Here is a 25,089-nt window from a genome sequence, read left to right as displayed (position 1 = left end):
AAGCAGTTAACAATAAATCCTCTGATCTTCTCCCGTTGTTCAACCCATCCCCTTCCAGCGACATACTGCACAATCGTTTTTGTGCCGACATACCCACATTCAGCGCACCACCCACGCTCTCGGGTCGTCGCCAGCGAGAAAGTTCAGCGCCGAAACGCCCGATTGCCTGACATAGAGATAAAACTCGCGTAGAAACACCGACTGGCACTACTCGCCCTTCGTGGAGGCTACTGCTTCCGGCCCTTAGCATGCGTAATTGGGCTACCCTCTGTTTTGAGGTCGAGCTCCCGATAAGATCGCAGGATGACCGTGAACAAGGGAGAAAGAAGATGGAATATTTTGCCGGAATAGACGTATCGCTGCGATCCTGTGCGCTTTGCATTGTTGATGGCAAGGGAAAGGTGCTTCTTGAGCGGGAGCTGCCTTGCGAGGTCAGCGACATTGCTAATTGCCTTGCTGAGTTTGCGCATCCGATTGAACGGGTTGGTTTTGAAGCAGGCACAATGAGCCAGCACCTGTACTTCGGTTTGACAACAGAGGGCTTTGATGTGGTCTGCATGGAGGCGCGACAGGTCAATGCAGCGCTGTCGGCAATGCGGAATAAGACTGACAAGAATGATGCACGTGGCATCGCTCAAGTGCTGCGCACCGGCTGGTTCAGCCCTGTGCATATGAAGAGCCGAGAGGCACATGGTGCGTGCCTTGCTCAGCACACGCAAGGCGTTGCTGAAGAAAACGATGGATTTGGAAAACGAAGTCCGTGGACTGCTGAAGATCTTCGGCAGTCGTCTGCCCATGACTGTGAAGCACGGGAGCTTTGACGGCATCGTCAGGCCGTTGATTGAGATGGATGATATTTTGACCCATGCCTTGATCCCGCTCTTGGATGCACGTGTGGTTTTTTATCAGCATTTTCTCGAACTGGATCGGCGCGTCAAACGCGCTGCCAGCCATGATGAAGTTTGCATGCGGATGATGACCGTTCCGGGTGTCGGACCGATTGCTTCGTTGACCTTCAAGGTTGCTGTTGATGATCCGACGCGATTCAAACGATCCCGCACTGTTGGCGCACATTTTGGGCCGACCCCGCGACGATACCAGTCTGGTGAACATGACAATCCCGGTCGTATATCCAAAGCGGGAGACCGAGATGTCCGCGCAACTTTGTACGCCGCCGCCAACGCTTTGCTCATGCGAACGATGGCGGGGTCTCAAATCAAGTCTTGGGGCATGCGACTGATGCGGACCAAGGGTCGTCGCCGCGCCGTTGTCGCCGTCGCCCGCAAACTCGCCGTCTTGCTCCACCGGATGTGGATTGATGGCACGGAGTTCCGTCAGGACCAGGTGGGAGGAGCGGCATGACCTAAAAGCCGACCACCAATCCTAACGGGGTCGTCCCTCACCGGACGAGGTTCGTGGAAGAAGCCGAAAATGGCTGCTGCGCAACGTGAAGCGCGTCTCAAAGCAAGGCTCTCCACGTCCGATCCGACATATGCGTGCAGCGGTGCCACCACGGCACCAACCAGACTGCGAAGAGAAGCGTGACCCGGATGAGTGACAATGACCCGAAACTAAAAAGGAAAAAGAGCTTGACCCAAACACCCAATTAGAGGAGCCGCCTTTCAGCAACCATTCCGAATGCTGCAGTGCGGCTCGTCATTGCGGACTTTCGTTGCAGCCACAAAATCAGCGAAAGGCGAACTCACACACTGCAGTGCGGTTTCAACGGGTCGACGCAACACTTTAATCTTTATGGAAAGATGGAGTGTTTATAATGAAGTATCGCACACGTACGTATTATACGGACCAGCAGAAATCCGAGATGTGGGATCGGTGGCAACGCGGCGATTCAATGGGGTCGATTGGCCGTCACTTCAATCGTGCGTCTACTTCGATCTTCCCTCATTTGGCGCGAACTGGTGGGATCCGACCTGCTGATCGTACACGGTCAAGATGTGCTTTGAGCCTTATTGAACGGGAAGACGTTTCCCGAGGGCTTGTCGCCGAACAGTCATTTCGTTCAATCGCGCAACACCTGAACCGGTCGCCTTCGACAATCAGCCGAGAGGTTCGCAGAAATGGCGGACGCCAAGCCTATCGCGCGACCCACTCAGACCAGCGCGCTTGGGACTGCGCAACACGGCCCAAGTTGTGTCAGCTCTCATTCAATGATCCATTGTGCCAGTTGATAGCGCGCAAGCTGCGACGGAAATGGTCGCCGCAGCAAATTGCAGGCTGGCTCAAACGAAGATACCCTGATGAAGAGCAAAATCGCGTGTCACACGAAACGATATATCGCAGCCTCTATGTCCAAACCCGAGGGGTTTTGAAGAAGGAATTGCAGGAATGTCTGCGCAGTCGACGTGCGGTACGACGCTCCAGGCATGCCACCCAAAAGGGCCTTGAATTACGTAAAATCAAGAATGCTGTTTCGATCAGCGAACGTCCAGCTGAGGTCGAAGATCGTGCCATTCCGGGCCATTGGGAGGGCGATTTGATTGCGGGCTCGAACAACAGTTACATCGCCACGCTGGTTGAGCGTCATTCCCGTTTTGTGATGCTGGCGAAAGTTGCGAACAAAGACACCCAGAGTGTGACCACAGCCCTGATCAAACAGGCACGAAAGCTTCCCAAGGAGCTCTACAAATCCCTGACGTGGGGTCGCGGGTCTGAAATGTCGGGGCATCAAAAGTTCACCATAGCCACAAATATCGATGTCTACTTCTGTGACCCACAATCTCCGTGGCAACGTGGGAGCAATGAAAACACCAACCGCCTTCTCAGACAGTACTTTCCAAAAGGCACTGATATATCAGGGTTCAGTCAAGCCAAACTTAGCGCAGTCGCACGTCAGCTAAACGAGCGGCCAAGAAAAACCTTGCAATACCAGACACCAGCAGAGAAATTTGAAGCCTGTGTTGCAACGACCCGTTGAAACCGCAGGACAGAGTGGGCTTTTGCCGCACACTACTAAAAGATCTGTTTTCGGAACGCGCGCGCCTAGAAGATAGTTTAACGGGAAATCGCAACGGTTGGTCGAGACAACAGCAATTCGTAGCTCTTGTTCATTCATTTGCAATAACCTGTTCATGCAATGTCCTGGATTTAGTGTTCCAACGCTGTCCACATAATTTAACAAACCCCTCTGAGTGCACTGTTACACGAACGAAAATCTACCTCTTTGTAAATTCAACCGAATATTCAGATTTGGCTTAATTGATATGTAATTTTCCCATCGCAAATTGTGAGCACGCTCTCTACTTGTAATGGGCCATTTTGGTGCAATGTGTCCAAGTCACCCCGGATCACAACTAAATCGGCCAACATGCCAGCCTCGACCCGTCCCAGACGATTTTCGTCGAATGCAGCGTAGGCGCCATTTTTTGTATAAGCTAACAGGCATTCTTCAAGGCTTAGACGTGGATCTGGCAAATCATCGTCCCATGGTTGACGGGTTAGAGCACAATTAATCGCATAAAGCGGATCGATAGGAGAGATCGGCCAATCTGTTGCAAAACAGATCGTCGCCCCGGTATCTGCAATCATCCTCCAGTTAAAGGCGTACGGCCAGCGATGACGCCCCATGATCGTTGTGGTCGGCTCCAACGACAAACCCGCACTACCGGGGGGGTGCACCGGTTGCATTGACGCGATGACGCCCAATTCGTTTAAGCGTGGAACGTCATCAGGGTGAATGGTGTCAATATGCTCAACCCTGTGGCGGCTGTCCCGGTGTCCGTTGGCTTTTTGGGCCGCTTCATAGCCATCCAGAACCATACGCACAGCACCGTCGCCAACGGCATGAACGCTGATTTGAAGGCCGTGTTTGTCGGCATCAATACAAATTTCATTGAACCGTTCAGCGGTTACAATAGGCACACCGCGGTTCCCTGCCCTGTCTGCATAATCATCCAAAATAACGGCGGTCCAATTGTCAAAGACACCGTCCATAAACAGCTTTAACCGGCCGCAACGCAGTTTGTCAGATTTGAATTCCCGCGTCATATCCAGTGCTTTCTGCACCGGATCTTCGGGGCCTTCTTCAAATACTCTATTGGGGACTTCAACCCGGCAAGGTAGCTGATCACGCTTTTCCAGTGCTCGTAGAAGTTCTAGCTGATACTTGTTGCCATCCATATTGATGATCGACGTAATTCCGTGCCGCGCACAATAATTCAGCGCGGAACTGAGAACAGCCATATCGGATTCCCGTTCTGCATCTGTTACATGTTTCGGTTCCTGACCAGACATGCCTAATGTATCGCGCGCTTCACCGGGTTGTAGGCACATAATCGTAGCCATCGCTGCGTCTTCACGTAGCTCTCCGGTGGCCAGTTGGTCATCGCCCATTACAATTTCAGCATTCGCTCCGACATCGCGACCTTGCAATATGCCAGCTTTTTTCAGTGCAATCGTATTGGCCCATGGTAATCCCCCCATTTTTAATGGGGTCCAGCCGTAGAATTCATGCGGTTGTTTTCAGTTTCATGGCGGGTGTGATGCCGCCGATGCCCATGTTGGGGCGCTCGTTGTTGTAAGTCGAGAGTATCCGTCTTGATCAAGCGGTTTTTGGTGTCCATTTGCGATTAGCTTTGACAAGTGCATTTGCGATTTCGATTAGCTTCCGCATTATAGCGACAATTGCGACCTTGGCGGGTTTTCCCACGTCTCGTAGGTGTTCGTATTTTGCTTTGAGGTCTGGGTTCCAGCGCATGGCGACTAATGCGGGCATGTAAAGGGCATCGCGCAAGGGCTTGCGCCCGCTTCCGATGGACGCTTTGCCCTGCCATAATCCAGACTGGCGTGTGATGGGGGCGAGACCAGCCAGGCTGGCCACTTGTTTGCGATCTAGCGTGCCGAGTTCGGGCATCAGGGTCAATATTGCGGCAGCAGAAACAGCGCCGACACCGGGCATGGAACGCAAAATATCATGCGTACGTGCGGTGCTCTCCCGCGCCTGGATCAGCGCTGCTATCTCGGCGTCCAACTCAACGATCTGGCGTTCCACTAGCGTGAGACGCGCTTTGGTTTGGCGTTTCAGGAGAGATAACCCCTGAATTTGAGCACGGTTGCGCAATCTGGTGCGATCCTTGACCAACCCAGCCCGCGCAACATGCAAGTCTTTGAGGTCAATTGCTTCTTTCGGGAGAGGCACTTGTGGTTCAAGATTAAATGCCGCGCCCATAAGCGCCAACATTCGAGCATCGACTGCATCAGTCTTAGCTCTCGTACCATGGGCCTGCGCAAAACGGCGCGCCTGCAAAGGATTTACCTTGACCAATGGTAACACCTTCCCAAGTGTCGCTTCAAAGGCTTTGTGATACGATCCTGTCGGCTCGTAAACGACCCTCGCTACACGGGTCGCCTTGCCCAACCATCTGATAAGAGCACGGAAGCCTGTGATTGAATTATCGAAGCGTTTAGCCATGTCGTCTTCCAATCGAAACACGTCCAGATGGGATTTAGAAATGTCCACGCCAATGTTATGATCTGTCATATTCTCCATATCCTATGCTTGTCATACGTGACTTGTTGCACGCGTATCCGTTCAGGCCTTTGGGGAAGACGGCGGTTGATCAAACTCTGGAGCGGTCCATCATGACCCAGCCATTTACGATCCAACCGCCGCCACTGCCTGTCACAAATGACGTGGCGGGCAGTGGCCCCATTATAAAGCAGGAGCCAAGTTCATTATAAGACAAGCCATTGTGTGGCGAAGTCTTGCGCCTCCTCGATGTTTTCAATGATGTGTTGGTCCAACCATTCATGCCTGACCGTGCGATTGTAGCGCTCGATGTAAGCGTTCTGCTGCGGCTTTCCGGGTTGGATATGCTGGATGCTAATACCTTGTTTTTCAGCCCATTCTAACAGCTTGCCACTGATATATTCTGGGCCATTATTCAACCCGAATAGTTTCTGGTTTTCCACGCCATTCGATGATCCGATTGAGGCTGCGAATGACCCGTTCGGCGGGCAAAGAAAAATCAACTTCAATGCCCAAACCCTCGCGGTTAAAGTCGTCCAGCACGTTCAACAGCCGAAACGCCCGACCGTCCCCGAGGCGATCCGCCATGAAGTCCATCGACCAGGTCACGTTCGGTGCGTCTGGCACTGCCAGCGCATCGGGTTTGTCCCGCTTTAACCGTTTCCGAGGTTTGATCCGCAAGTTCAGTTCCAGTTCGCAGTAGATGCGGTAAACGCGTTTGTGGTTCCACGGATGGCCCTGCACATTGCGTAGATGCAGGAAACATAGCCCAAACCCCCACGTCTTCCGGGCGGTCGTTAGCCCAACCAGCAGATCGGCGACCTCTTCGTTCTCGTCGCTCAAGAGCGGGCTGTAACGATAGCAGGTCTCACTCACGCCAAAGGTGCGGCAGGCCAGCGCAATGCTGACACCGTGTCGCGCCACAGCTTTCTCGGCCAGACCCCGACGCAGGGCTGGCCGGATCACTTTTTTCCAAGGGCTTCCTTCAGTAACTCAGCTTGCATGCTCATCTCGGCATACATCTTCTTGAGACGCCGGTTCTCGTCTTCAAGGGCCTTCATCTGGCTAATCATCGATGCGTCCATCCCGCCATACTTCGACCTCCATTTGTAGAATGACGCGTTGCTCATGCCGTGCTCGCGGCACAGCTCAGAGACAGGCACACCGCCTTCGGCTTGGCGCAGGATCGCAAGGATTTGGGGTTCGCTATATCTCGTCATCTTCATCAAAATCTCCTCAGATATCTTGCCGAGAAAACTCTACTTTTGAACACCACTAATTTTCGAGGGGATTACCAGTGTAGCGCAGGGCAACGCATCCAAGACGTACTGGACATAAAATGCTCGGACATGAACGGTGATAGAAACAACATAATTCAAAACAAGACTGGCGCGGAACTGTATATCTCGTCCACTCACCGCCTTTCCAAATTTCTGGCGTCCGCACCCAAGCGTGGCTTTTTCATAGCAAACACTGCGCACGGCACAGCCACCCATAACAACACGGCCGAACAAAGGTTCAGACGCATCAGGAACGCCATTGGCAGGCAAGGCTACGTCATGCATGGCTGGCGATACACCGCAACCCACCAGCTCGCACAAGCAGGAAGCACGGACGGACAGATTGCATCAATTACGGACCATAAGTCTTTGCAAATTCTGGCTAAATGCTCTCGCAATGTAGGACAGAGAAAGCTTTCTAAAAACGGAAATGAATGATCGTGAGATAACCATATTACCCGCCGCCAGAGTGAGAATGTGAAGCGTTTTCAGTCCAGGCAGAACAAAGACAAAACGAGGATGCGTAAATCGATTGTAAAACTTGAAAACACTCTTGCCACGGCCACTCATTTTATCTAGTGAAAACAAATGCGGAGACGTGCCGGAGTGGTCGAACGGGGCGGTCTCGAAAACCGTTGAGCCTTTACGGGTTCCCAGGGTTCGAATCCCTGCGTCTCCGCCAGAGACCCTAAATTTTGTTTATAATTTCCGATGTTTAGAGGTTTTTACTGCAATTCACCCCCCATTTTACCCGCCATTAATGGACCTGTCACGGTTTGATGCCGCTCCTTTGATAGCATTTACTGCAACAAAGGAGATGAACTATGGGGCTGAAACGAACAGACGAATTTAGGTAAGATGTGGTGCGTGTCGCACTGACCAGCGGACTTACACGTAAGCAGGTGGCTGACGATCTTGACGTCGGTTATCGACGCTGAAAAAAATGGATTACAGCGCACCGAGACACGGATGTGGTGTCGAAGGAAGATTTGGGGCTGGCTCAGAAGCATGACCGGCTTAGACGTGAAAACCATATCCACAAGGAGGAGCGGGAAATCCTAAAAAAGGCCACGGCGCACTTACCGGCAGGGGAATGCGGAGCAATCCCCTGAGAGGGATTTTCGCGCGCCAAAAGCCGTGAGGTTTGGATTCATCCGCTGCCCGGCAGTCGAAACGCAGTTTCGATGAGAGGAGAAGAACACCAATTTGCATTTTCCACTGGACGGATGTGCCATGTCATGAATGTCAGCGCGCGCGACTTACGGGCGTTCCGTAGCCGCCCAGCCAGTCGCAGACAGCGATCTGATTTGGTTACGCCGGCGCACATCAAAAACAGTCCAGCCTCAGCCTTGGCAGCTATAGGAGGCCGCGCATGACTGAAGAGCCGAAGGAGATCGCCTGAATATTGGCCATCGTCGCGTGGGGCGTTTGATGCGTCAGAACAGTATATCTGCGGTTAGAACGCGCAAACATAAAGCCACGACCGACAGCAATCACAAGTTCAACATTGCGCCGAACTTGCTGGACCGTGAGTTCTCAGCGGACCAACTAAACCACAAATGGACCGGTGACATTACCTAAATTTGGACGCGTGAGGGATGGCTGTACCTCGCTGTGATACTGGACCCGCATTTAAGGCGCGTGATCGACTGTGCCATCAGTAAACGCATGAAACGCGATCCGCTGCCCGGCAGGCGAATTGGCAAAGCCAAATCGGCCGAGAGGGGGCGATCTGGGCATTGAACATGGCCATAGCCTTCCGGGCGCCGCCAAAGGACTGCATCCATCACACGGATCGCGGGTCGCAATATTGTTTACACGATTATCAGAAAGTCCTGTGCCAGTACGGCTTCAAAGTGTCCATGAGCGGCAAAGGGTAATTGCTATGACTGTGAGTATGGTATTGCGGCTTGATGGCCTGACCCATGCTACGATTGACTGCGTGTCATTGCGTTGACGTGTCGACCGTCAAGTCGCCCCGGCAACGGGCGAGATGTGACTTTATAGGAGCCTGACGGTCAGCGTACCATCACAGTCCTGTCCCCTCGGATCGGTGCCTGGGCATTCTTAGCAATGAGGGCATCATGAAGACTACACATCCAATCATTATTGGCATCGACACACACAAAGCAACACATGTTGCCGTCGCAATCGATACGCAAGGCACCCGTTTGGCCGCATTATCTATACCCACCAATCCCAAAGGGTATTTGGAGCTGGAACGCTGGTCGCAGTCTTTTGGGGACGTTCTAGCATTCGGAATCGAAGGGACTGGTTCGTATGGTGCGGGCCTATCCCGGTCTTTGTTGGCTCAAGGCCACAATGTCATTGAGGTCACACGACCAAACCGACAGCTGCGATACACGCAAGGTAAAACAGACAGTTTGGACGCAGAGGGCGCTGCACGATCCGTTCTTTCTGGGCAGGCAACAGCGCGACCCAAGACACAAACAGGGTCATCCGAAATGATCAGACATTTGAAGATTGCACGCGATACTGGCGTTAAATCACGCTCACAGGCGATGGTAACGCTGAAGACGTTGATCATTAATGCACCTGCTGATCTTCGGGAGGCACTGGATCCAATTCGAGGGAAAGTCGCGTTGATCCGGCATATTGCGGCCTTTCGGCCTGGCGATATCGACACGCCATTGGCCTCAGCAAAAGCCGCCATGCGGGCATTGGCGCGCCGGTGGCTGTGGCTGCATGAAGAAATTATTGCCCACGACAAGGAACTGGAACGCCTTGTCACCGAACGCGCACCAGACCTGATGGCATCTCATGGGATAGCAACACTGACAATCGCAGAGATGCTAATCCTCGTTGGCGACGACCCAACGCGCATCCGTTCGGAAGCAGCATTGGCAAAGCTCTGCGGTGTTTGCCCAATCCCAGCTTCCAGCGGCAAAACACACCGCTTCCGGTTAAACAGAGGCGGCAATCGACAGGCCAACGCAGCACTCTATCGTGTTGCTATCGTTAGAATGCGAAGCCACCAACCGACACTTGCATATGTCAAGAAACGCACGAAAGACGGGAAGAGCAAAAGCGAGATAATTCGATGCCTGAAACGCTACATCGTCCGCGAAATCTACAGCCAGCTCTGTGTATCGAAAACAGATCAAATCGCAACTTGACGAATATAGGAGCTTCAATGCGGCTGTTGAGACGTTCTTCAAAACCATCAAAGCGGAATTGATCTGGCGCGATACATGGGAAACCCGCAGAAAGGCTGAGATGCCATCTTCGAATACATCAATGGCTTCTACAATCCGCGAGGCCGTCACTAACACTGAGCTGCAAAAACCCTGTCGCTTTTTTCGAGCGGATGGTAATTTAACCGAGCACTTGGAGCGGCACGAAAACGCGATAGCTCCAATTCGAACCATCCGAATAGTAGCAACAACCGTTTTTTCTTTTAGATGACTTGCCTTCCTTCCGGACCTTATTTGCTATAGTGAACGTCCGGTTTAACCAACCGCTCGGCAGCATAGTCTGTGGAAGTTACACTTCTCCTTTGGGCCGTTCGCCTCCAGCCAAGATTGACTGGAGGTACGCACACTTATGAATCGCCTCCTCAAGCGGTTTAGTGACGGCACGCCGTTGATGGATTTCAGGGCCTATCGTGACGTCATCACGCTTTGCAGACTTTACTTTGTTACTCCGTCACGCTGCGGCAATAGCTTGTTCTAGGTCCGCGATGATATCGTCGACATGTTCGATCCCGACAGAGACGCGGATCAGGCCGGGTTCGATTCCCATGGCAACCCGTTCTTGCTGCGGAATATCCAAAAACGCCATTGTTCCTGGCACCTGCGTCGTGGTGCGGACCCCACCGAGACTTGCGGCAAAGGCACAGAGCTTCAGGTTCTTCAACACCCGCACGCCCATCTCCTCGCTTTCCACTTTGAACGACAACATCGAACCACCATCTCGCAACTGCTTTTTTGCCGCCAGATAGGTGCCGTGGCTTTCCAGCCCCGGATAGAAAACCCGCTCCACCTGATCGTGGCCCTGCAACCAATTGGCAATCTTTGCCGCACTTGCGCACATCCGTTCCGCCCGTAAGCCAAGAGTCTGTGCCCCGCGAAGCAACAGCCATGCATTGAACGGAGAAATTGGCGCGCCCAGCTTGTTCAAGGTGTTCCAACGCACGTCTTCCAGCCAATCGGTGGGCAAAATGTCGGATTTAAGGGTAATGACTCCACCCACTGCGTCGTTGTGACCGCCGATAAATTTTGTCGCGCTTTCGACCACTACATCAACGCCGAAATTGTGCGGACGGCAGATCGCTGGCGAGGCAAAAGTGTTGTCGCAGATGACAACGATCCCGTGCTCATGAGCCAGCGCGACCAGCGCCTCCATCGGAGGGACTTTCATCGTCGGGTTTGCAATAGATTCGAAGTACAGCACTTTCGTTTCCGGCCGGATCGCAGCGCGCACACGGTCTACGTCGGTGCAATCGACCAGCGTTACATCAAGTCCGAAATCACACGCGCGGTGGTCAAAGAATTCATGCGTGCTGGAATAAGTCGTCAGATCCGCGATGATGTGATCGCCCGCTTTCATCACGCCAAACAGTGCATGGGAAATCGCCGCCATGCCCGAAGCCGTCGCCAAACAGCTGGTGCCACCTGCCAAACGCGCAACATGATTTTCAAACTTGTATTCCGTCGGATTACCGCAGCGCGAATAGATATTTACATCTTTGCGCGCACCGTCGACGATCCGGTCATAGGTATCTCCGCCATATTCGAAATTCGCCGACATATAGAGCGGGTAGTTGATCGACTGCGAATGCTCTTCGGGCTCGTAGAACACTGCAAGGCTGTTGAAATCGAGGTCATCTTTTGTCATTTTAATTACCTTTGGATTGCGGCTTAGAAGCCGTCAGAAATTTGGAGTGCGCTACAGCACGCGGGATAAGAATTGCTTTGTGCGGGGGGACTTCGGGTTGGTGATGACCTCTTTCGGGTCGCCCTGTTCGATGACCATTCCGTCGTCCATGAATATGAGCTGATCGCCAATTTCGCGCGCAAAGGCGATTTCATGCGTGACGACGACCATAGTCATCCCGCTTTCCGCCAGATCCCGCATAACGGCCAGCACTTCTCCCACCAGTTCGGGATCAAGCGCCGACGTCGGCTCGTCAAATAGCAGCGCTTTGGGCTGCATCGCCAGAGCGCGGGCGATGGCGACACGTTGCTGTTGGCCGCCGGATAATTCACGGGGATAGGCGTTCACCTTGTCCGACAGTCCAACCCGTTCCAGCAATTCAAGCGCAAGACTTTGCGCCTCTGCTTTCGGTGTCTTGCGCACGCGGATTGGTGCTTCGATCAGGTTTCCCATCACGGTCATATGTGAAAACAGATTGAACGACTGAAACAGCATGCCAATTTCAGCCCGCCGCTGGCAGATCAAGCGATCTTTCAGCTCGTAAAGTCGATCCCCTATTAAATCATACCCCACAAAATCTCCGTCGATCAGGATAACCCCGCCGTTCAGCTTTTCCAGATGGTTCATGCAGCGCAGAAAGGTACTCTTGCCCGAACCTGACGGGCCGATAATACAGGTCACCGAGCCTTCAGCGACATTGATATCAACACCTTTAAGAACCTCGTTTGCACCGAAACTTTTGCGGACACCGCGCGCAAATATCATCGAATTTTCGGGCACGTTGAACCGTTCACGGTTCGTTAAGGTGGCATCAGACATCAGCGTCGCTCCGTTTCTTGCGATGGAAGACGGCGCGCATCCAGACGTCGAACAGAACATCCAATTGTTTTTCGCTGCGGCCGAAGTATCTCTCTATAAAGAATTGACCCACAGACATGATGCTGACCACTGCCAGATACCAAGCCGAGACCACGATCAATAACGGTATCGTCTCGAATGTACGGGCATAAATGCTCTGCGCTGAGTAGAACAGATCATCCACTGCGATAAAGGTCACCAGTGAAGTCATCTTCAATAGATTGATCGATTCATTCCCCGTCGGCGGCACGATAAAGCGCATGGCCTGGGGCAGTGTGATCTGCTTGAGAATCTTGCTGTAGGGCATTCCCAAAGCGGTCGCCGCTTCGCCCTGCCCGCTTGGCACTGATTTTATGCCAGCGCGAATGATCTCCGCCATATAGCCCGCTTCACACAGCGCCAACGCCACGACTGCGGAAAAGAACGGCGTCATGAAATCGTTGGTGCGGATCGAGAACACTTCTCCCACGAACGGTAATGTCAAAGTAATGTCACTCACCAGCACCGATAGGTTGAACCAGAATATCAGTTGGATCAGGGCCGGAACACCGCGAAAGAACCAGACGTAAGCGCCGGCGAAGCCATTGAGTATAGCACTGCGCGAAACACGCATGATCGCAATGATGGTACCCAGAATAACTGCTGCCACCATGATTACTAGAGTAAGCAACAGAGTAGTATAAAGCCCGTCAAGGATCGACGGGTGGAATAAATACTTCCGCACCACATCCCATTGAAAGGCTGGATTGATCGCAAAAGCGCGCACGATGACGAACAATATAACCAACACCGCAGCGGTACCGATCCACAGCCCGTATTGCTTTTGCGCAACCACCTTCAGCGAAGCGATATTCAGGGGGGTACCGCCGCCCTGTCCGTCTGGATGATCCATCAGTTTGTGCCTCTTATTCCGTTTTGGACGTCCGGTCACCCAGACGCCCGAAGATTTTAATTGTCGCGCAGGTCGTCCATCGAGCCAACAACGTAAGGCGCTTCGATGGCGTATGGGCCCATGCCGTACTTTTCGAGAACCGCCATATATGTACCGTCCTCAAACGTCGCAGCCAACGCGGCGCGCATCATCTCCGCAGTCTCGGAATCATCTTTCGCGATGGCCATGCCGAGGGGGGACACTTCGTAAAGGGCTGGAAGTACCACAAGCTTACCAGTCTCTAACTCGAAGAAAGTGGAGGACGTGGCGTCGTCCAGACGGGCGTCAATACGACCCGACAGCACCGCTTGCACGATATCGGTGGAGTTGTTGAAGACCGATCTTTTGACTGGCTCCAGCCCGTTTTCCGCGCATTCGACATCCAGTTTCTCGGTCAGAAAATCCGCAAGGCTGCCTGGCGCAACGCCAACCGCCTTGCCACATAGTGGGTAGTCGCCGGCAAAGTTTTCTACGTTTTCCGGCAAGGTCGACGCAGCAACCCCTGCCTTCAGGAACATAACGAAATCAACTTGCTCCAACCGCTCTGGCGTCGCCGAGAAGGTTTCCCAAGCTATGCTGAAACGGTTTGCTGCGAGCCCAGGAATAATCGAGGGAAACGGCGTACGCTGCAGGTCAAGCTCGACTCCCATGGTCGCTGCGGCGGCCTGTGCCAATTCAACAATGATCCCTGTTGGGGCACCGTTTTCGTCAAGATATTCGAACGGCGCATAGTCAAGCGTATTTGCGATGGTCAGAACACCGCTGTCCGCAACTTCGGGGGAAAGGGGGATGTCTTGTGCAATGGCATTGCTGCCAGCCAGCGCAATAAGCGCGGCCGCGATAGGCGTAATCGCCTTGATTGACTTAGTCATTGTTACCTCCAATTGTGATGACTTCTTTGCATTTGACGACACAGGTCTCAGACCTGTTCAGCCGCCTTTTTCTTACGGTAGTGATAATTTTTATCGATGCGTTCCATAAGGTAGTCACCATAAAAGACCGGCTCGTATTTCTTCTGACCGTCCGCGCCGACACAGACAGGCAGAACGTCGATGTTTTCATCCATCGAGGGGTCAAAAAAGAAAGGCTGCGAATACCGCTCGCGACCGGAACTATTGATGACGCGGTGCGGTGTGGAGACAAACCGATCATTTGACCAACGCGCCAGAATGTCACCCACGTTCATTACGAAGGCACCCGGCACCGGCGGCGCAGCGACCCACTCGCCGTGTTTATTCATTACTTCCAGCCCACCGACGTCGTCCTGTGCCAGCAACGTGATAAATCCGTAATCTGTATGCGGCGCCGATCCGAACAAATCCTTTTCTGCGGCTTGCGGCGGATAATGCAGCAAACGCAAAAACGTTGTTGGATCATCGAAATATCGGTCCAACGCATCGACCGGCATCCCCAAAGAGACCGCAATTGTACTCACCAGCTTTTGCCCCAAGACGGTCATCGCCCGCACGTAACCTTCAATTATCGCGCGAAATTCGGGCAAAACGTCCTCGTCGGGCCATTGGTTTGGTCCCTGCAATGGCTTTCCGGCCAATGCACGCGGGTCGTCTTCGGCAACCTCATGAAGAAAGAACAAAGATTCACTCTGGTTGGGTTTTTTGACCGTCTCAACTGACGACATAACGATTGTTGATGCCGCAAACGGCAGATAACCGCGAAAGTTCTTGTCGATTTGCAGTTTGCGTTTTTCGCCGTCGGGCAACGCAAAAAACCGTTTGCTTAACTCACGGACGGCTTCGATCTGTTCGGTCGCAATGGGATGACCAACCACATATAGAAACCCGGTTGTTTCCAGATGGGTCCGCAACTCCGCTGCCGTCTTCACCAAAGCCGCGCCGTCCGTGCCGTATAGTGCACCTACATCGAGCTTGGGTATCGCGTCGAAATCACCTCTGGTCGTCATTTTCTGCCCCCTCACCGATCTTGCGAATCCGCCACTAACATACAATACTGTATTGTATGCCCTGCGTCCAAAAAACATCAACACCTTTGTCGAAACAAAATGCTCGCGACGCAGGACTAAAGCGCCTATCAAGGGATAAGACGGCTGATACTTAACCTAATTCCATCGGCCTCAAGACAAGAAACAATTGCGATAACAAAGGCCTGTAACACGTGAGTAATCCTGGTAAGCCCACTGAACCTGTTAAAGCACCGAAGCCCCCGCGTAAAAATCTATCGCGGGAAGCTTGGGTGTCGGCGGCGCGGCGCACCTTAGAAAAGCGTGGTATTGCAGAGGTCAAGATTGAGCATCTTGCCCGCAAACTTCACGTCACCCGGGGCAGTTTCTACTTTCACTTCGCCAGTCTGAGCGACCTGCACGAGGAACTGTTGAACGAATGGCGGCGGGCAAATTGCCGCCCCTTCGAGGATCTGGACGAGAAGCCCCACGAGACCGGCCTGCAAATGTTCACCGATATTGTCCACACTTGGGTAGACGAAGACCCGTTCAGCCCGGCGCTCGACCTGGCCACCCGAGACTGGTCGCGCACCTCCTCGGCGCTGGCCCGTGAGGTAAAACTGAATGACAGTTTGCGGATGGATCTTTTAACCAAAGCGTTCCGGAAAATGGGATATAACGAAGACGAAAGCATCGTCCGCGCCCGCATCACGTATTTCCACCAAATTGGCCAATACGCTCTGTCGTTCAAAGAACTCCGAAGCGTCCGCGAACACTATCAGCCACTGTTTGGCTCAGTTCTATTGGGGCCGCTCGTCGAAGACCCTAACCTGAAGAAGCGATAAGTCCGGCGCGGGCTACCGTGCTTTGCTCCTCGTGAGGCAGAAGCACCATTCAATGCCGATATCAGGAATCACAACAAAACCAAAGTCAGTCATTTCCAAGCAATAAGGATGAGCATAACAATAACCAAGGTGCGTAAGTAAGAACGATAGGGCCTCGAGGAAAACGTCTCACAGGATGGGTTGTCTGGAACTTTTATAAGAAAACAACGGCTGCGCATGCTTCACCATGTATAAAATCTATATCGATGGACCGAGGACTTCAGTTCACTGTGGACCTCCCCCAGTTTGCCGGAGGCGCCAAAGTAAGTACGGATGGAGCCTATGTGAAAAAGTAACAGAACCAACAGATTTTCGACTGGTGTGCACGCATGTGCGGTTCGGATGGTTTTGGAACATGAACACGAGTATGCTAATCAATCTGAAGCGATCATGGCCATTACGCCAAAGGTCGGATGTGGCAGGGATACGCTGCGGCGTTGGGTTAAATAATCGGATATCGATAACGGCGGCAAAGACGGGCAGACCTCCGATGAGCGCGCCCAGATTAAGGCGATGGAACGCGAGACGCGAGAACTACGTCAGGCAAATGAGGTTCTCCGCAAGGCCACAGCGTATCTTGCACAGGCGGAGCTCGCCCGCCCGTTCAAACGATGATCGCTTTCATAGAAGAGCACCGCAATGACCCGGGTGTCGAGCCGATTTGCAAGGTTTTGCCAATCGCCCTAAGCCCTGATCTGGCCTCGGATCGTGCCAAACGGAATGCGGATCTGAGCCCTGAGATTAAACGTGTTTGGGAAGAGAACAATGAAGTCTACGGCATACGAAAGGTGTGGTATCAAATGCAGCGTGAAAAGTTCACGATCGCCCTGTGCACTATGGCGAGGCTGATGAAACGCCTTGATATCCATGGCGTTATTCGTGGAAGGGCAAAGAAAACGACAGTGCAGGACAAGAGCCAGCCATGCTCAAAAGACAAGGTGAACCGCAAGTTCCGAGCGCCTGCGTCAAACATGCTTTGGGTGAGCGATTTCACTTACGTCTCGACCACTGCCCGGCAGCACATGAATAGCATGTGTGAGAGGGCGGCAGGGCTTCGTGTCTGTCGCCTTCATTATTGGTGCCTTCGCGGACAAAATCGTGGGCTGGCGTGCCTCCGATTCGCCCAAAACGGATTTTGTTATCGATGCGCTGGAACAAGCGCTGCATGATCGCCGCCCTGTTCACAAAGGTGGCCTCATTCATCACTCCGACTGCGGCGGGCAATATCTGTCCATTCGCGATACTGAGAGGCTGGCCCTCGCGGGCATCGAACCCCCTGTTGGCAGCGTCGGTGACTATTATGATAACGACGCCTCGGCCGAATCCATAAACGGCCTCTACAAAGCCGAGGTCATCCACCCGCTGGGTCCATAGAAAACCATGGCATCGGTCGCGTGGGAAACTCTCAAATGGGTCGATTGGTTTAACAACCGTCGCCTACTTGAGCCCATCGGATACATCCCGCCAGCAGAAGCAGAAGAGAGGTACTGTGCACAATTCAATGCGTTAGATATGGTCGCGTGAGACGAAGTAATCAGCCTCCGGCAAACGAGGAGCGGTTCATTGCTTGTGGTATTTGCAGTACGGGATTCGAGGACTTAGCTGCAGTGGCGTGCTCGGTCGCGGCAGTAAGGTTATAGAAGTGAGGCCCTTGTGGCGAACGGCAATTGGTTCGCTACCGGCTTGCCCAGTACGCGCGTTATCTAGCGCCGCTTTCCCCCGAATACTAACGTCCCAACTGTGGGCTTGCCTAGGCCAACGCCTTCCGCCTCCCGAGATGACGATACTCTACACCCAGCGACGACTTCTGGACCGCTCGACACGCAGCATCAAACGCAGCCCGCCACCGTCGTGGTATTCTTCGGCTCACTCATCGCGCAGACGAAAGCTGGGCTTAGCGGTCTGCGTGCACTCCGCGGGATCATTAGCGTGGCATACCCATCGACCTGTCTGTCCCTCCTGCAAAGCAAGGAAATGCGCAGGATTCAACAAAAAAGCCCTTGGAATGGGTGAACGTGTAATCTTCTTGATAATAATGTGAATTTGAGGGCATCGCTTTGTTGTCTGCATTGTTTGGTCTAGCAGCATAAAACTGACTTTCAAACATATGTGACAACTCCTGTTTTCTAGCCTCAAATTTTCACGAGATGGTTGTCCCAATTCCGTTTGTGCATTGAAAGTGGTGTCAGCTGATCTCCTTGTGCGTGCAGCAAGCCGCCCATACCATCAGTTGTGACAAACCCGCTATTGGCACTGCTTAGTCCGGAAATATCGCGGCGCTCAATAAAGACTGGGTCGCGGGCGTTGCGGTCGAAATGCACCATGACGCCTCCCTTAGGGCAGGTCATCGCCACGCGGTTGCCCTGCCCATCAAAGGCGACGCTCGCGGCATAGTTCTTTAGCCGATATGCTAGATGGTCGGGCAATGCGGTAAGGCGTGCCCCCTCGCCCTGTTTGTGCAATCCTAAAAGTGGCGGCAAGGCTGCACTGTCGCCCTCCCATTGCATCGCAAAAGCCACGGTGCCGTCAGGTGCTGCAGCTAAATGGCGGATAGAATTCTGATGCAATGTCTCGGGCAATGCCACCTGTTCCAAAACTGTACCATCGGGCGTTAAATAACTGAGGTTCGGGGCCATTGTGTCAAGGTTAAGCTTGCTGCGATCATCGTCTAGGGCGACTATAATGCCGCCATTGGCGATTGCGAGCGTTTCACTGTCAGGTATCCGCAAGATTTCGTGCGGGCCTATGCCGCCAGAGGCAAAACTATGCTTGCGGGTATAATGATTGACCGTATCCCAAACGCCGATACGCCCCGCACCGCCCGCGTTTTCGACCTCGCTGGTATAAAGCGTCTGGCCGTCTGCACTATAGGTGCCGTGTCCGCTAAAGTGCAGCCCCGAGGGCGCCGCAAGATTATGCATGACACGCCCCGAGTAACAGTCGATCACCACTGCAAATGTGCCGGGTCTGCGTGCAAAGGCTATGGCTTCGGGCTTGATTGGGTGCGCTGCCCCTGCATGGCCCCGTGCGGGTAGAGGGATGTTGAATGTCTGAACGCCCTGCGCGGTTAAACCAACCAACGCAAAACTGCCGTCAGGTTCTTTTGCAGCTGCAAGGTAGTCAGGCCCGCCCACATCTGCCCACGTCACTCCGGGCAATGTGGCTGAGACGATCAGGGATGCGATGAACCCGCGCCGCGTAGCCATATCAATCGCCGTCGGCAGAATTAAAGCCCGCATCAACGCCGAGCAGATCGCTCAGTTCAACCTCGACAGCATCGCCGATCGCCTGCAAGGATTGCTGGACGATTTCAACTTTGAACCTACCTTGCGGGTCGGCGACGCCTGCCAGAATTGGATCTTCCAGTTGGTCAAGCAGGACGAACGCCTTGGCAAAAGCCGCATCAGAGACCGGCGTTGGCGCGTCAGAGAGCGCATCTTTCAGCGATTTCAGGCCCTTCAACGAGAGGGTCAGGTTGTCCTGGCTGCGCCCTGACCGCCAGCTTTCGGCGCGATTTGGGCGCGGCCTTTCAAACGTGCCCAATGGTCTGCCAAGTCGTTTTTCAACGTCAAATTCTATACCTGCAAGAAGAGCTGTGAACAGAGCTTGTATACCTTCGCGCTCAGTCAGGTAGGTTTGATTGCCGGGATCCCCTGCGGTGCGCAATACGTCACCGTAACCGTCGTTCCAATCCTTCAACACCTGTGTAGCCAGTAGCGCAAGATCTGCGGTCAGAGCTCGGGTCAAGGCGCATCCATAGTCGCCTGTGTCTGCGAATTGCGGATCATACAAAAGGTATTCAAGCGCATAAATCCCACGTGCCGCTGCAGAAATTTGTGCCGTGCCTTGTGGCGATGCGATCACCTGATCCTGATCTGCAATTAGGCCTGCCAAGCTGCGCACACCCGCACCCCGCTCGTCTGGCCAAAAGGCGATAACGACTGCGCGGCCCTCTTTCTCGACGGGACCAAACCGCAGGTGACTGATGTCTAGCCACGCATCAAAGACGTCGTTCCATGCGGGCTGCACTATCGCAATTGTGCAGCCGGTAAGCGCCGCCTCATGCAATGCATCAGCTTTTTGCGCAAAGGCGGTATAGCCAGGCAAGATATATGTATCCACGGCGCGCGTGACGTCGGCGGTCGCGGTAGACGCGGTCAGTGCCAAGATGAAAGGCAAGATATATTTCATAGGCTTTCCAGGTATGTAATGAGGGCGGCTCTGTCTTCGGCAGGCATGTCAACAAATGTGTCACGTGCGTTCTGCGCCTCACCACCATGCCACAAAACTGCCTCTAGTAATGACCGCGCACGTCCATCATGCAAGAAATAAGTGTGCCCGCTAACAGTTTCGGTCATGCCGATCCCCCAAAGCGGCGGTGTGCGCCATTCGCGGCCATTGGCGAGTCCTTCGGGGCGGTTATCGGCTAGGCCTTCTCCCATGTCATGCAGCAAAAGGTCAGTGTGTGGCCAGATCAGTTGAAAGCTTTGTTCAGGCTGATCGATCAGTCTATCGGTCACATATTTAGGTGTGTGGCAAGACGTGCAACCGGTTTGGTAAAACACTTGCTTGCCACGTAGCACCTGCGGATCGTCCACGTTTCGTCGCTCTGGTACGGCGAGGTTGCGCGCGTAGAAGGTCACAAGATCCAGCCCCTCGGTTCCGATCTCGGTGGCTTCATCGCCGCCGGTTGTGCCGTTGGGCGCGGTCATGCAGTTAGTTTGTGCAATTGTGCAATCGCCTGACGGTGCAGGAAAGATCGGCGTTGAAATACCAATATCGCCTAAAAACGCAGCAGCGGATTGTTCGCGCACCGACGGCCTGCCTGCTTTGTGTCCGAAACGTCCTAGCATGATCTGGTCTGCTTCAGCGGACCAGACAAATTGCGCGCGTCCTGAAATGCCATCGCCGTCCGCATCGTCAGGATCTTCCTGCGCAAGAATATCTGCGGCTGGGATCGCTTCGAGCAGTCCAAGCCCGATCATTTGCTGCGTGACGCGCGGCGATAACATTGCGCCATCCCCCAGCGGGCCATAGCCAAGGTTTGCTGCTGTGTAGGTCGGTTTGCGCAGGGTCGCAGTTTCGCCGCCAGAAAGAGGCACTGAAATCTCGGCGTAATCTACATCAAACGTGTATTCAGCGGCATGACCGAGCACGCCTGTATCCTGCATTTGTTCGCCGTAAATCGGATGGGGTGCGGTGCGCTTTGTATCTGCATCGATGCTGTGCAGATAGGCCTCGATCTCGGACATATCTTGTGTGCCCGCAACAGGGACCGAGATGCGCAAAAAGATCGAGACCGCGTTATCTGTGTCGGTTTCGGGTGGATGACCCCGTCCGTCTTTGATGTGGCATGACTGGCACGCGCGGGCGTTGAACAGTGGCCCAAGCCCGTCAGATGCCAGTGTCGACGAAGGTGACGAAACCCAGAGCTTCGTAAAAAACCCGTTGCCAAGGGTGAATTGCAATTCACGCTCGAAACTGGCATTGGCCGAGACCAGCGAGAACGCATCTGCGTTGTCACGCGCACGCACCGTTGTGCCACCACCGCCGTTAGCCTCAAAAGGTTCTGCTTTGGTAAAGTCACTCGTAAGCGCTGTGACGGAAGCGACGCGCGCGACCTCAGCTGCGGTGCGCGGAACAGCCGAAAGCGTTGTAATCGTCAGATCGGCGCCCGTTTGCGCTTGGCCCGAGATCGCATATACCGCGACGCCAAGCACAGAGATAAGCAGTACGCCCGGGCGGGAGAACAAGGATGCCACTGGGTTTTTCATGTTAGTCTCGGTATTTTAGGTCTGGGATAGTAGCATATTTGCGGACGCTGAGAGAGAGAGGTATACCCTATCGACGCCCGCAATCAATGCGACGTCTTTTATTGAAATACCGCGTCAGGCGCATCAAGACTGTCAGAGCCTTCCAGCGCGATTTCTCCAAGGTTAAGCACCGTCACTGCACGCTCAATCGCGCGGGTCTGTACAACCAGTGAATCAACTGCCCCAAGGATCAAAGCTTCGCCCTGCGCGTTGTCACGGGCCAACATCATGTCGTAGGCCATGCCATTTTCCGCGGCTGTCACAATTGCATCCAGATCCGCAACAGATACGGCAATGTCAGCAGCCAGTTGGGCGGCAACGTCAGCGTCAGTTTGTGCAATCAAATCTTGCAAAGATGCGCCAGAAACGACGCTTCCGTCGATGCGTGTGTAGCTGCCAAGGTAGACGTTTTGAATGCCAACGCCGTCAAAATAGTGGCTGTAATGAGTGTTATCGGAAAAACAGTCGTGCTCTTCTTCGGGGTCATTAAGCAACACGCCAAGCTTCATTCGTTGGCCGGCAAGCTCGCCGTAAGAAAGTGACCCCATGCCGGTTAACATCATCGAAATACCTGTTGCGGGCTCCGCTAAAACAGCTGCGCGTGCAGCACCTCCTTCAGCCCATTGCGCAGACATATAATCAAGCTCGTCAACTAAAAGCTGCGTTGCCGTGCGCAGATAATCGGCGCGCCTGTCACAGTTTCCACCTGTGCAATCATCGCCAATTGCGTAATCTGTCCAAGGTCGTGCACCTGCCCCAGCGCCGGTGCCATTAAGGTCCTGACCCCAAAGCAAAAACTCGACCGCATGATAGCCAGTTGCGACATTTGCCTCGACCCCATCGGCCTCTTGCAGCGTGTCTGACAAGAGTGCGGCATTGATCTTGGTCGCATCAACGTCCTGCCCTGAGAGGGTAAATGTCGGGTTTGCAATCACGTTCAACGCAGCAAATTCGTTTTCATCCGTGGCCCCGCCATAGGTCGCGTCAACATAGTCAATCAACCCTTCATCAAGTGGCCAAGCGTTCACGCGCCCTTCCCAGTCGTCGACGATCGGGTTGCCAAAACGGTACACCTCGGTTTGCATATATGGCACGCGAGACAAGCGCCACGCCGCGCGCGCGCTTTCAAGTGCGTCATTAGAAGGATCCGCTAAAAATGTGTCAATCGCTGCTTGCAGGGCCTTTGCAGAGATCAGGCTGTCTTCATATTTTGCCAATGCCATATCAGCATAATTTATCAAAACATCCGTTTTTTCGATAGCAAAAGCAGGGAGCGCGATGAGCGAGCCTGCCGCGAAGGCAGAAAAAAAGGTGCGGGTCATAAAGTTTCCTCAGTAGATGTATGGTTTGATTTTTGCATCGAATGGCATCAGATCACATACCTGACAAAAATACTCTGCAATGTCAATTCTGATTATTTTACTCAGTTAATTTCCAAAGCCTGCCCCGCTACACTAAAAATGAAATTATGCCATCACAAATCACCTCAGGCATCGCGCTCGTTAAACGACCTTGGGATACTTTGGTTCATAGGTTTTGATGATCGGCTCAAAGCCCTTAATCAATAACCTTTGGCGGGCGAAGTGCTATTACCATTGCGATAGCAAAAAGTGCCGCTACTGCAGCCAAGCGATAGCTAAGGGAAAAATCACCGCGGTTCTCTGCCAGAATACCGGAAATGACAGGTCCCAGTGCTTGCCCTGTGGAAAACATCAGCGTTAAAATTGCCAGCGCGCTCGCTGCGCCTTCCGATCCGAAATAATCACCTGCCGAAGCGGACATAATGACCGGAATGCTCCAGACTGCGAGACCAAACAAGGCCACCGAAATGTAGAGCCCCATCACTGATTGCCCAAACCCGACAAGGCCAAAAGCCACGGCAAGAATACCAAACGCAATGGCCATCCCTGCACGGCGTCCAATCCTGTCCGACAGACCACCAAACAACATCCCCGAGAAAATGCAAAGAAACCCGAACCATGACCACAGGCCGCCTGCTTGGGCTTGGGTCATGCCATAAGTGTCCACCATGCTGGTAACGATAAATGTCATGTACAGCATATAAATTGCGCCATAGATGCCGTAGATAAGGCCCATATGTGCGAGCAATCTGACCTTGGCGCGTCGGGTCATGGGCTCTGCGCTGCTGCCGGCAACTTTCGCTGGACGCCCAAAGGGCGCCTGCCCCGCATCGCGCGGATGATTGCGAATATAAAAAACGGCAAGCACGGCGACGCAGGCTGTGATGACACCAAAAATCAACCATCCCACTTGCCACGCTGCCATAGTATACAGCGGTTGCAACCGTGGCACGGCAAAGCCGGTTAAAATAATACCAAAACCCGGCCCAGCCATCACCATACCCGACGAAACACCGCGATGGGATGGGGCAAACCACTTTGTCGTTACACTCATCGCCGACACAACCACAGCGCCACTTCCCAATCCGGTCAGAAAATAAAAACCCGTAAGCCAAAAGAAACCATGCGTCATTGCCATCGCGAACATCGACAAAGACATAAGACCTAATCCGAATGTCACGACGGTTCGCGTACCAAACCGACGTAAAACCGACGGCACCAGCGGCACGGCTACCAAATAACCAGCCAGATTTCCGAATCCCAAGATGCCGCTTTGAGAGTAATTCAGATCCAGTGACGTTGAAATCGATGGCAGCATCATACCAAATGCAAACCGGCCCAGACCAAGCGCACAAAACACCGCGATACCGCCGATAATGGCCACAACCCATGCGTAGTGAAGCCTGCGTGGGATTTTCGCACTTGAGTTGTTCATCGTGATCTCTTTCAGCAGTAGTTTAGTGCAGACGACACCGAGCGTGCGGGAAACAACAAGTGTCGTTGTCAACTTTTCAGCCTTTTGCGTAGAGACATCAAAAGTGCAGATTCTATTCAAAGCTATCCATGCGCGCGTAGCACCTCAATTGAATTCGCCTCTCAACACGTCGGTTTCATAGGCGTCTAAAATCGCACCCCCCCGTCAGGTATCGCCTCTTTGGCGATG

The 25,089-nt window shown here is 53.3% G+C and carries 18 protein-coding genes, 1 tRNA gene, 4 pseudogenes and 1 other annotated feature; of the genes and pseudogenes, 10 read left to right on the top strand and 13 right to left on the bottom strand.

What is annotated here, in order from left to right; genetic code table 11:
- The first annotated feature begins 329 nt into the window (after positions 1 to 329).
- The 3 genes from ACXLHR_RS05185 (at position 330) to ACXLHR_RS05175 (ending at position 2,935) form a co-directional block, all read left to right on the top strand.
- Positions 330 to 821: an IS110 family transposase gene (locus ACXLHR_RS05185; protein WP_458790463.1), complete on the top strand. Its 492-nt coding sequence runs from the start codon at positions 330 to 332 to the stop codon at positions 819 to 821.
- The gene (locus tag ACXLHR_RS05180; RefSeq protein ID WP_458790462.1) at positions 796 to 1,362 is read left to right on the top strand and encodes a transposase; all 567 of its coding nucleotides are present in this window, start codon (positions 796 to 798) and stop codon (positions 1,360 to 1,362) included. Before ACXLHR_RS05185 ends, ACXLHR_RS05180 begins: the two co-directional genes overlap by 26 nt.
- A 412-nt stretch (positions 1,363 to 1,774) precedes the next feature.
- Positions 1,775 to 2,935 carry an IS30 family transposase gene (locus tag ACXLHR_RS05175; protein ID WP_458790461.1) on the top strand — a complete coding sequence of 387 codons (1,161 nt, stop codon included), beginning with the start codon at positions 1,775 to 1,777 and terminating at the stop codon, positions 2,933 to 2,935.
- Between the two features lie 266 nt (positions 2,936 to 3,201).
- On the opposite strand, the gene ACXLHR_RS05170 is transcribed toward ACXLHR_RS05175, so the two are convergent.
- The 3 genes and pseudogenes from ACXLHR_RS05170 to ACXLHR_RS05160 all read right to left on the bottom strand — a co-directional run.
- A complete protein-coding gene (locus ACXLHR_RS05170) occupies positions 3,202 to 4,440 on the bottom strand; it encodes an amidohydrolase (protein WP_458790460.1) in 1,239 nt (412 codons plus the stop codon).
- Between the two features lie 118 nt (positions 4,441 to 4,558).
- The gene (locus ACXLHR_RS05165) at positions 4,559 to 5,497 is read right to left on the bottom strand and encodes an IS110 family RNA-guided transposase (protein ID WP_458789636.1); all 939 of its coding nucleotides are present in this window, start codon (positions 5,495 to 5,497) and stop codon (positions 4,559 to 4,561) included.
- Positions 5,498 to 5,700: 203 nt separating this feature from the next.
- A pseudogene (locus ACXLHR_RS05160) lies at positions 5,701 to 6,711 on the bottom strand (IS3 family transposase); the annotation flags it as partial.
- Between the two features lie 123 nt (positions 6,712 to 6,834).
- Between ACXLHR_RS05160 and ACXLHR_RS05155 the strand changes: the two are divergent.
- The 5 genes and pseudogenes from ACXLHR_RS05155 to ACXLHR_RS05135 all read left to right on the top strand — a co-directional run.
- On the top strand, positions 6,835 to 7,203 hold the full coding sequence (locus tag ACXLHR_RS05155; protein ID WP_458790459.1) for a site-specific integrase: 369 nt from the start codon (positions 6,835 to 6,837) through the stop codon (positions 7,201 to 7,203).
- Between the two features lie 154 nt (positions 7,204 to 7,357).
- Positions 7,358 to 7,447 (top strand) — tRNA-Ser (locus ACXLHR_RS05150).
- A 178-nt stretch (positions 7,448 to 7,625) separates the two neighbouring features.
- Positions 7,626 to 8,655, top strand: a pseudogene (locus ACXLHR_RS05145) (IS3 family transposase); the annotation flags it as partial.
- Positions 8,656 to 8,849: 194 nt separating this feature from the next.
- Positions 8,850 to 9,902: an IS110 family RNA-guided transposase gene (locus ACXLHR_RS05140; RefSeq protein WP_458790458.1), complete on the top strand. Its 1,053-nt coding sequence runs from the start codon at positions 8,850 to 8,852 to the stop codon at positions 9,900 to 9,902.
- A 16-nt stretch (positions 9,903 to 9,918) separates the two neighbouring features.
- A pseudogene (locus ACXLHR_RS05135) lies at positions 9,919 to 10,105 on the top strand (IS3 family transposase); the annotation flags it as partial.
- Positions 10,106 to 10,431: 326 nt separating this feature from the next.
- Here the strand turns inward: ACXLHR_RS05135 and ACXLHR_RS05130 are convergent.
- From ACXLHR_RS05130 to ACXLHR_RS05110, 5 genes are read right to left on the bottom strand one after another with little or no spacing between them, the layout of a single operon-like run.
- On the bottom strand, positions 10,432 to 11,622 hold the full coding sequence (locus ACXLHR_RS05130) for a trans-sulfuration enzyme family protein (protein WP_458790457.1): 1,191 nt from the start codon (positions 11,620 to 11,622) through the stop codon (positions 10,432 to 10,434).
- A 51-nt stretch (positions 11,623 to 11,673) separates the two neighbouring features.
- Positions 11,674 to 12,480, bottom strand: a complete 807-nt coding sequence (locus ACXLHR_RS05125) for an amino acid ABC transporter ATP-binding protein (protein ID WP_458790456.1) — start codon at positions 12,478 to 12,480, stop codon at positions 11,674 to 11,676.
- Positions 12,473 to 13,411 carry an amino acid ABC transporter permease gene (locus tag ACXLHR_RS05120; RefSeq protein WP_458790455.1) on the bottom strand — a complete coding sequence of 313 codons (939 nt, stop codon included), beginning with the start codon at positions 13,409 to 13,411 and terminating at the stop codon, positions 12,473 to 12,475. The genes ACXLHR_RS05125 and ACXLHR_RS05120 overlap by 8 nt, the downstream gene beginning before the upstream one ends.
- 56 nt (positions 13,412 to 13,467) lie before the next feature.
- Positions 13,468 to 14,322 (bottom strand): ABC transporter substrate-binding protein, encoded by an 855-nt coding sequence (locus ACXLHR_RS05115; protein ID WP_458790454.1) that lies wholly within the window; start codon positions 14,320 to 14,322, stop codon positions 13,468 to 13,470.
- Positions 14,323 to 14,369: 47 nt separating this feature from the next.
- Positions 14,370 to 15,371, bottom strand: coding sequence for an isopenicillin N synthase family dioxygenase (locus tag ACXLHR_RS05110; RefSeq protein WP_458790453.1), 1,002 nt, complete (start codon positions 15,369 to 15,371; stop codon positions 14,370 to 14,372).
- Between the two features lie 212 nt (positions 15,372 to 15,583).
- Here ACXLHR_RS05110 and ACXLHR_RS05105 point away from each other — a divergent pair, with 212 nt between their 5' ends.
- Both ACXLHR_RS05105 and ACXLHR_RS05100 read left to right on the top strand, forming a co-directional pair.
- Positions 15,584 to 16,213 (top strand): TetR/AcrR family transcriptional regulator, encoded by a 630-nt coding sequence (locus ACXLHR_RS05105; protein WP_458790452.1) that lies wholly within the window; start codon positions 15,584 to 15,586, stop codon positions 16,211 to 16,213.
- Between the two features lie 381 nt (positions 16,214 to 16,594).
- Positions 16,595 to 17,776: pseudogene (locus ACXLHR_RS05100) on the top strand (IS3 family transposase).
- Positions 16,822 to 16,937 (top strand) — a sequence feature (AL1L pseudoknot). Its footprint overlaps the pseudogene before it by 116 nt.
- Before the next feature lie 608 nt (positions 17,777 to 18,384).
- Here the strand turns inward: ACXLHR_RS05100 and ACXLHR_RS05095 are convergent.
- The 5 genes from ACXLHR_RS05095 to ACXLHR_RS05075 all read right to left on the bottom strand — a co-directional run bounded on the left by ACXLHR_RS05095 (position 18,385) and on the right by ACXLHR_RS05075 (position 24,933).
- On the bottom strand, positions 18,385 to 19,491 hold the full coding sequence (locus tag ACXLHR_RS05095; protein ID WP_458790451.1) for a DUF1513 domain-containing protein: 1,107 nt from the start codon (positions 19,489 to 19,491) through the stop codon (positions 18,385 to 18,387).
- Positions 19,460 to 20,443 (bottom strand): imelysin family protein, encoded by a 984-nt coding sequence (locus tag ACXLHR_RS05090; RefSeq protein ID WP_458790450.1) that lies wholly within the window; start codon positions 20,441 to 20,443, stop codon positions 19,460 to 19,462. Before ACXLHR_RS05090 ends, ACXLHR_RS05095 begins: the two co-directional genes overlap by 32 nt.
- Positions 20,440 to 22,026 (bottom strand): di-heme oxidoreductase family protein, encoded by a 1,587-nt coding sequence (locus ACXLHR_RS05085; protein WP_458790449.1) that lies wholly within the window; start codon positions 22,024 to 22,026, stop codon positions 20,440 to 20,442. Before ACXLHR_RS05085 ends, ACXLHR_RS05090 begins: the two co-directional genes overlap by 4 nt.
- 98 nt (positions 22,027 to 22,124) lie before the next feature.
- Positions 22,125 to 23,387, bottom strand: a complete 1,263-nt coding sequence (locus ACXLHR_RS05080; RefSeq protein WP_458790448.1) for an imelysin family protein — start codon at positions 23,385 to 23,387, stop codon at positions 22,125 to 22,127.
- Positions 23,388 to 23,622: 235 nt separating this feature from the next.
- Positions 23,623 to 24,933 (bottom strand): YbfB/YjiJ family MFS transporter, encoded by a 1,311-nt coding sequence (locus tag ACXLHR_RS05075; protein ID WP_458790447.1) that lies wholly within the window; start codon positions 24,931 to 24,933, stop codon positions 23,623 to 23,625.
- Positions 24,934 to 25,089 lie beyond the last annotated feature (156 nt).

It is taken from the genome of Yoonia sp. MH D7 (genome assembly GCF_054439475.1).
This window is presented reverse-complemented; position numbering and strand designations above follow the sequence as displayed.

Bases quoted from the DNA above. Each gene is read 5' to 3' on its own strand.
- ACXLHR_RS05185 (WP_458790463.1), top strand. From the start codon at position 330: ATGGAATATTTTGCCGGAATAGACGTATCGCTGCGATCCTGTGCGCTT.
- ACXLHR_RS05180 (WP_458790462.1), top strand. From the start codon at position 796: ATGACTGTGAAGCACGGGAGCTTTGACGGCATCGTCAGGCCGTTGATT.
- ACXLHR_RS05175 (WP_458790461.1), top strand. From the start codon at position 1,775: ATGAAGTATCGCACACGTACGTATTATACGGACCAGCAGAAATCCGAG.
- ACXLHR_RS05170 (WP_458790460.1), bottom strand. From the start codon at position 4,440: ATGGGGGGATTACCATGGGCCAATACGATTGCACTGAAAAAAGCTGGC.
- ACXLHR_RS05165 (WP_458789636.1), bottom strand. From the start codon at position 5,497: ATGACAGATCATAACATTGGCGTGGACATTTCTAAATCCCATCTGGAC.
- ACXLHR_RS05155 (WP_458790459.1), top strand. From the start codon at position 6,835: ATGAACGGTGATAGAAACAACATAATTCAAAACAAGACTGGCGCGGAA.
- ACXLHR_RS05140 (WP_458790458.1), top strand. From the start codon at position 8,850: ATGAAGACTACACATCCAATCATTATTGGCATCGACACACACAAAGCA.
- ACXLHR_RS05130 (WP_458790457.1), bottom strand. From the start codon at position 11,622: ATGACAAAAGATGACCTCGATTTCAACAGCCTTGCAGTGTTCTACGAG.
- ACXLHR_RS05125 (WP_458790456.1), bottom strand. From the start codon at position 12,480: ATGTCTGATGCCACCTTAACGAACCGTGAACGGTTCAACGTGCCCGAA.
- ACXLHR_RS05120 (WP_458790455.1), bottom strand. From the start codon at position 13,411: ATGGATCATCCAGACGGACAGGGCGGCGGTACCCCCCTGAATATCGCT.
- ACXLHR_RS05115 (WP_458790454.1), bottom strand. From the start codon at position 14,322: ATGACTAAGTCAATCAAGGCGATTACGCCTATCGCGGCCGCGCTTATT.
- ACXLHR_RS05110 (WP_458790453.1), bottom strand. From the start codon at position 15,371: ATGACGACCAGAGGTGATTTCGACGCGATACCCAAGCTCGATGTAGGT.
- ACXLHR_RS05095 (WP_458790451.1), bottom strand. From the start codon at position 19,491: ATGCGGGCTTTAATTCTGCCGACGGCGATTGATATGGCTACGCGGCGC.
- ACXLHR_RS05090 (WP_458790450.1), bottom strand. From the start codon at position 20,443: ATGAAATATATCTTGCCTTTCATCTTGGCACTGACCGCGTCTACCGCG.
- ACXLHR_RS05085 (WP_458790449.1), bottom strand. From the start codon at position 22,026: ATGAAAAACCCAGTGGCATCCTTGTTCTCCCGCCCGGGCGTACTGCTT.
- ACXLHR_RS05080 (WP_458790448.1), bottom strand. From the start codon at position 23,387: ATGACCCGCACCTTTTTTTCTGCCTTCGCGGCAGGCTCGCTCATCGCG.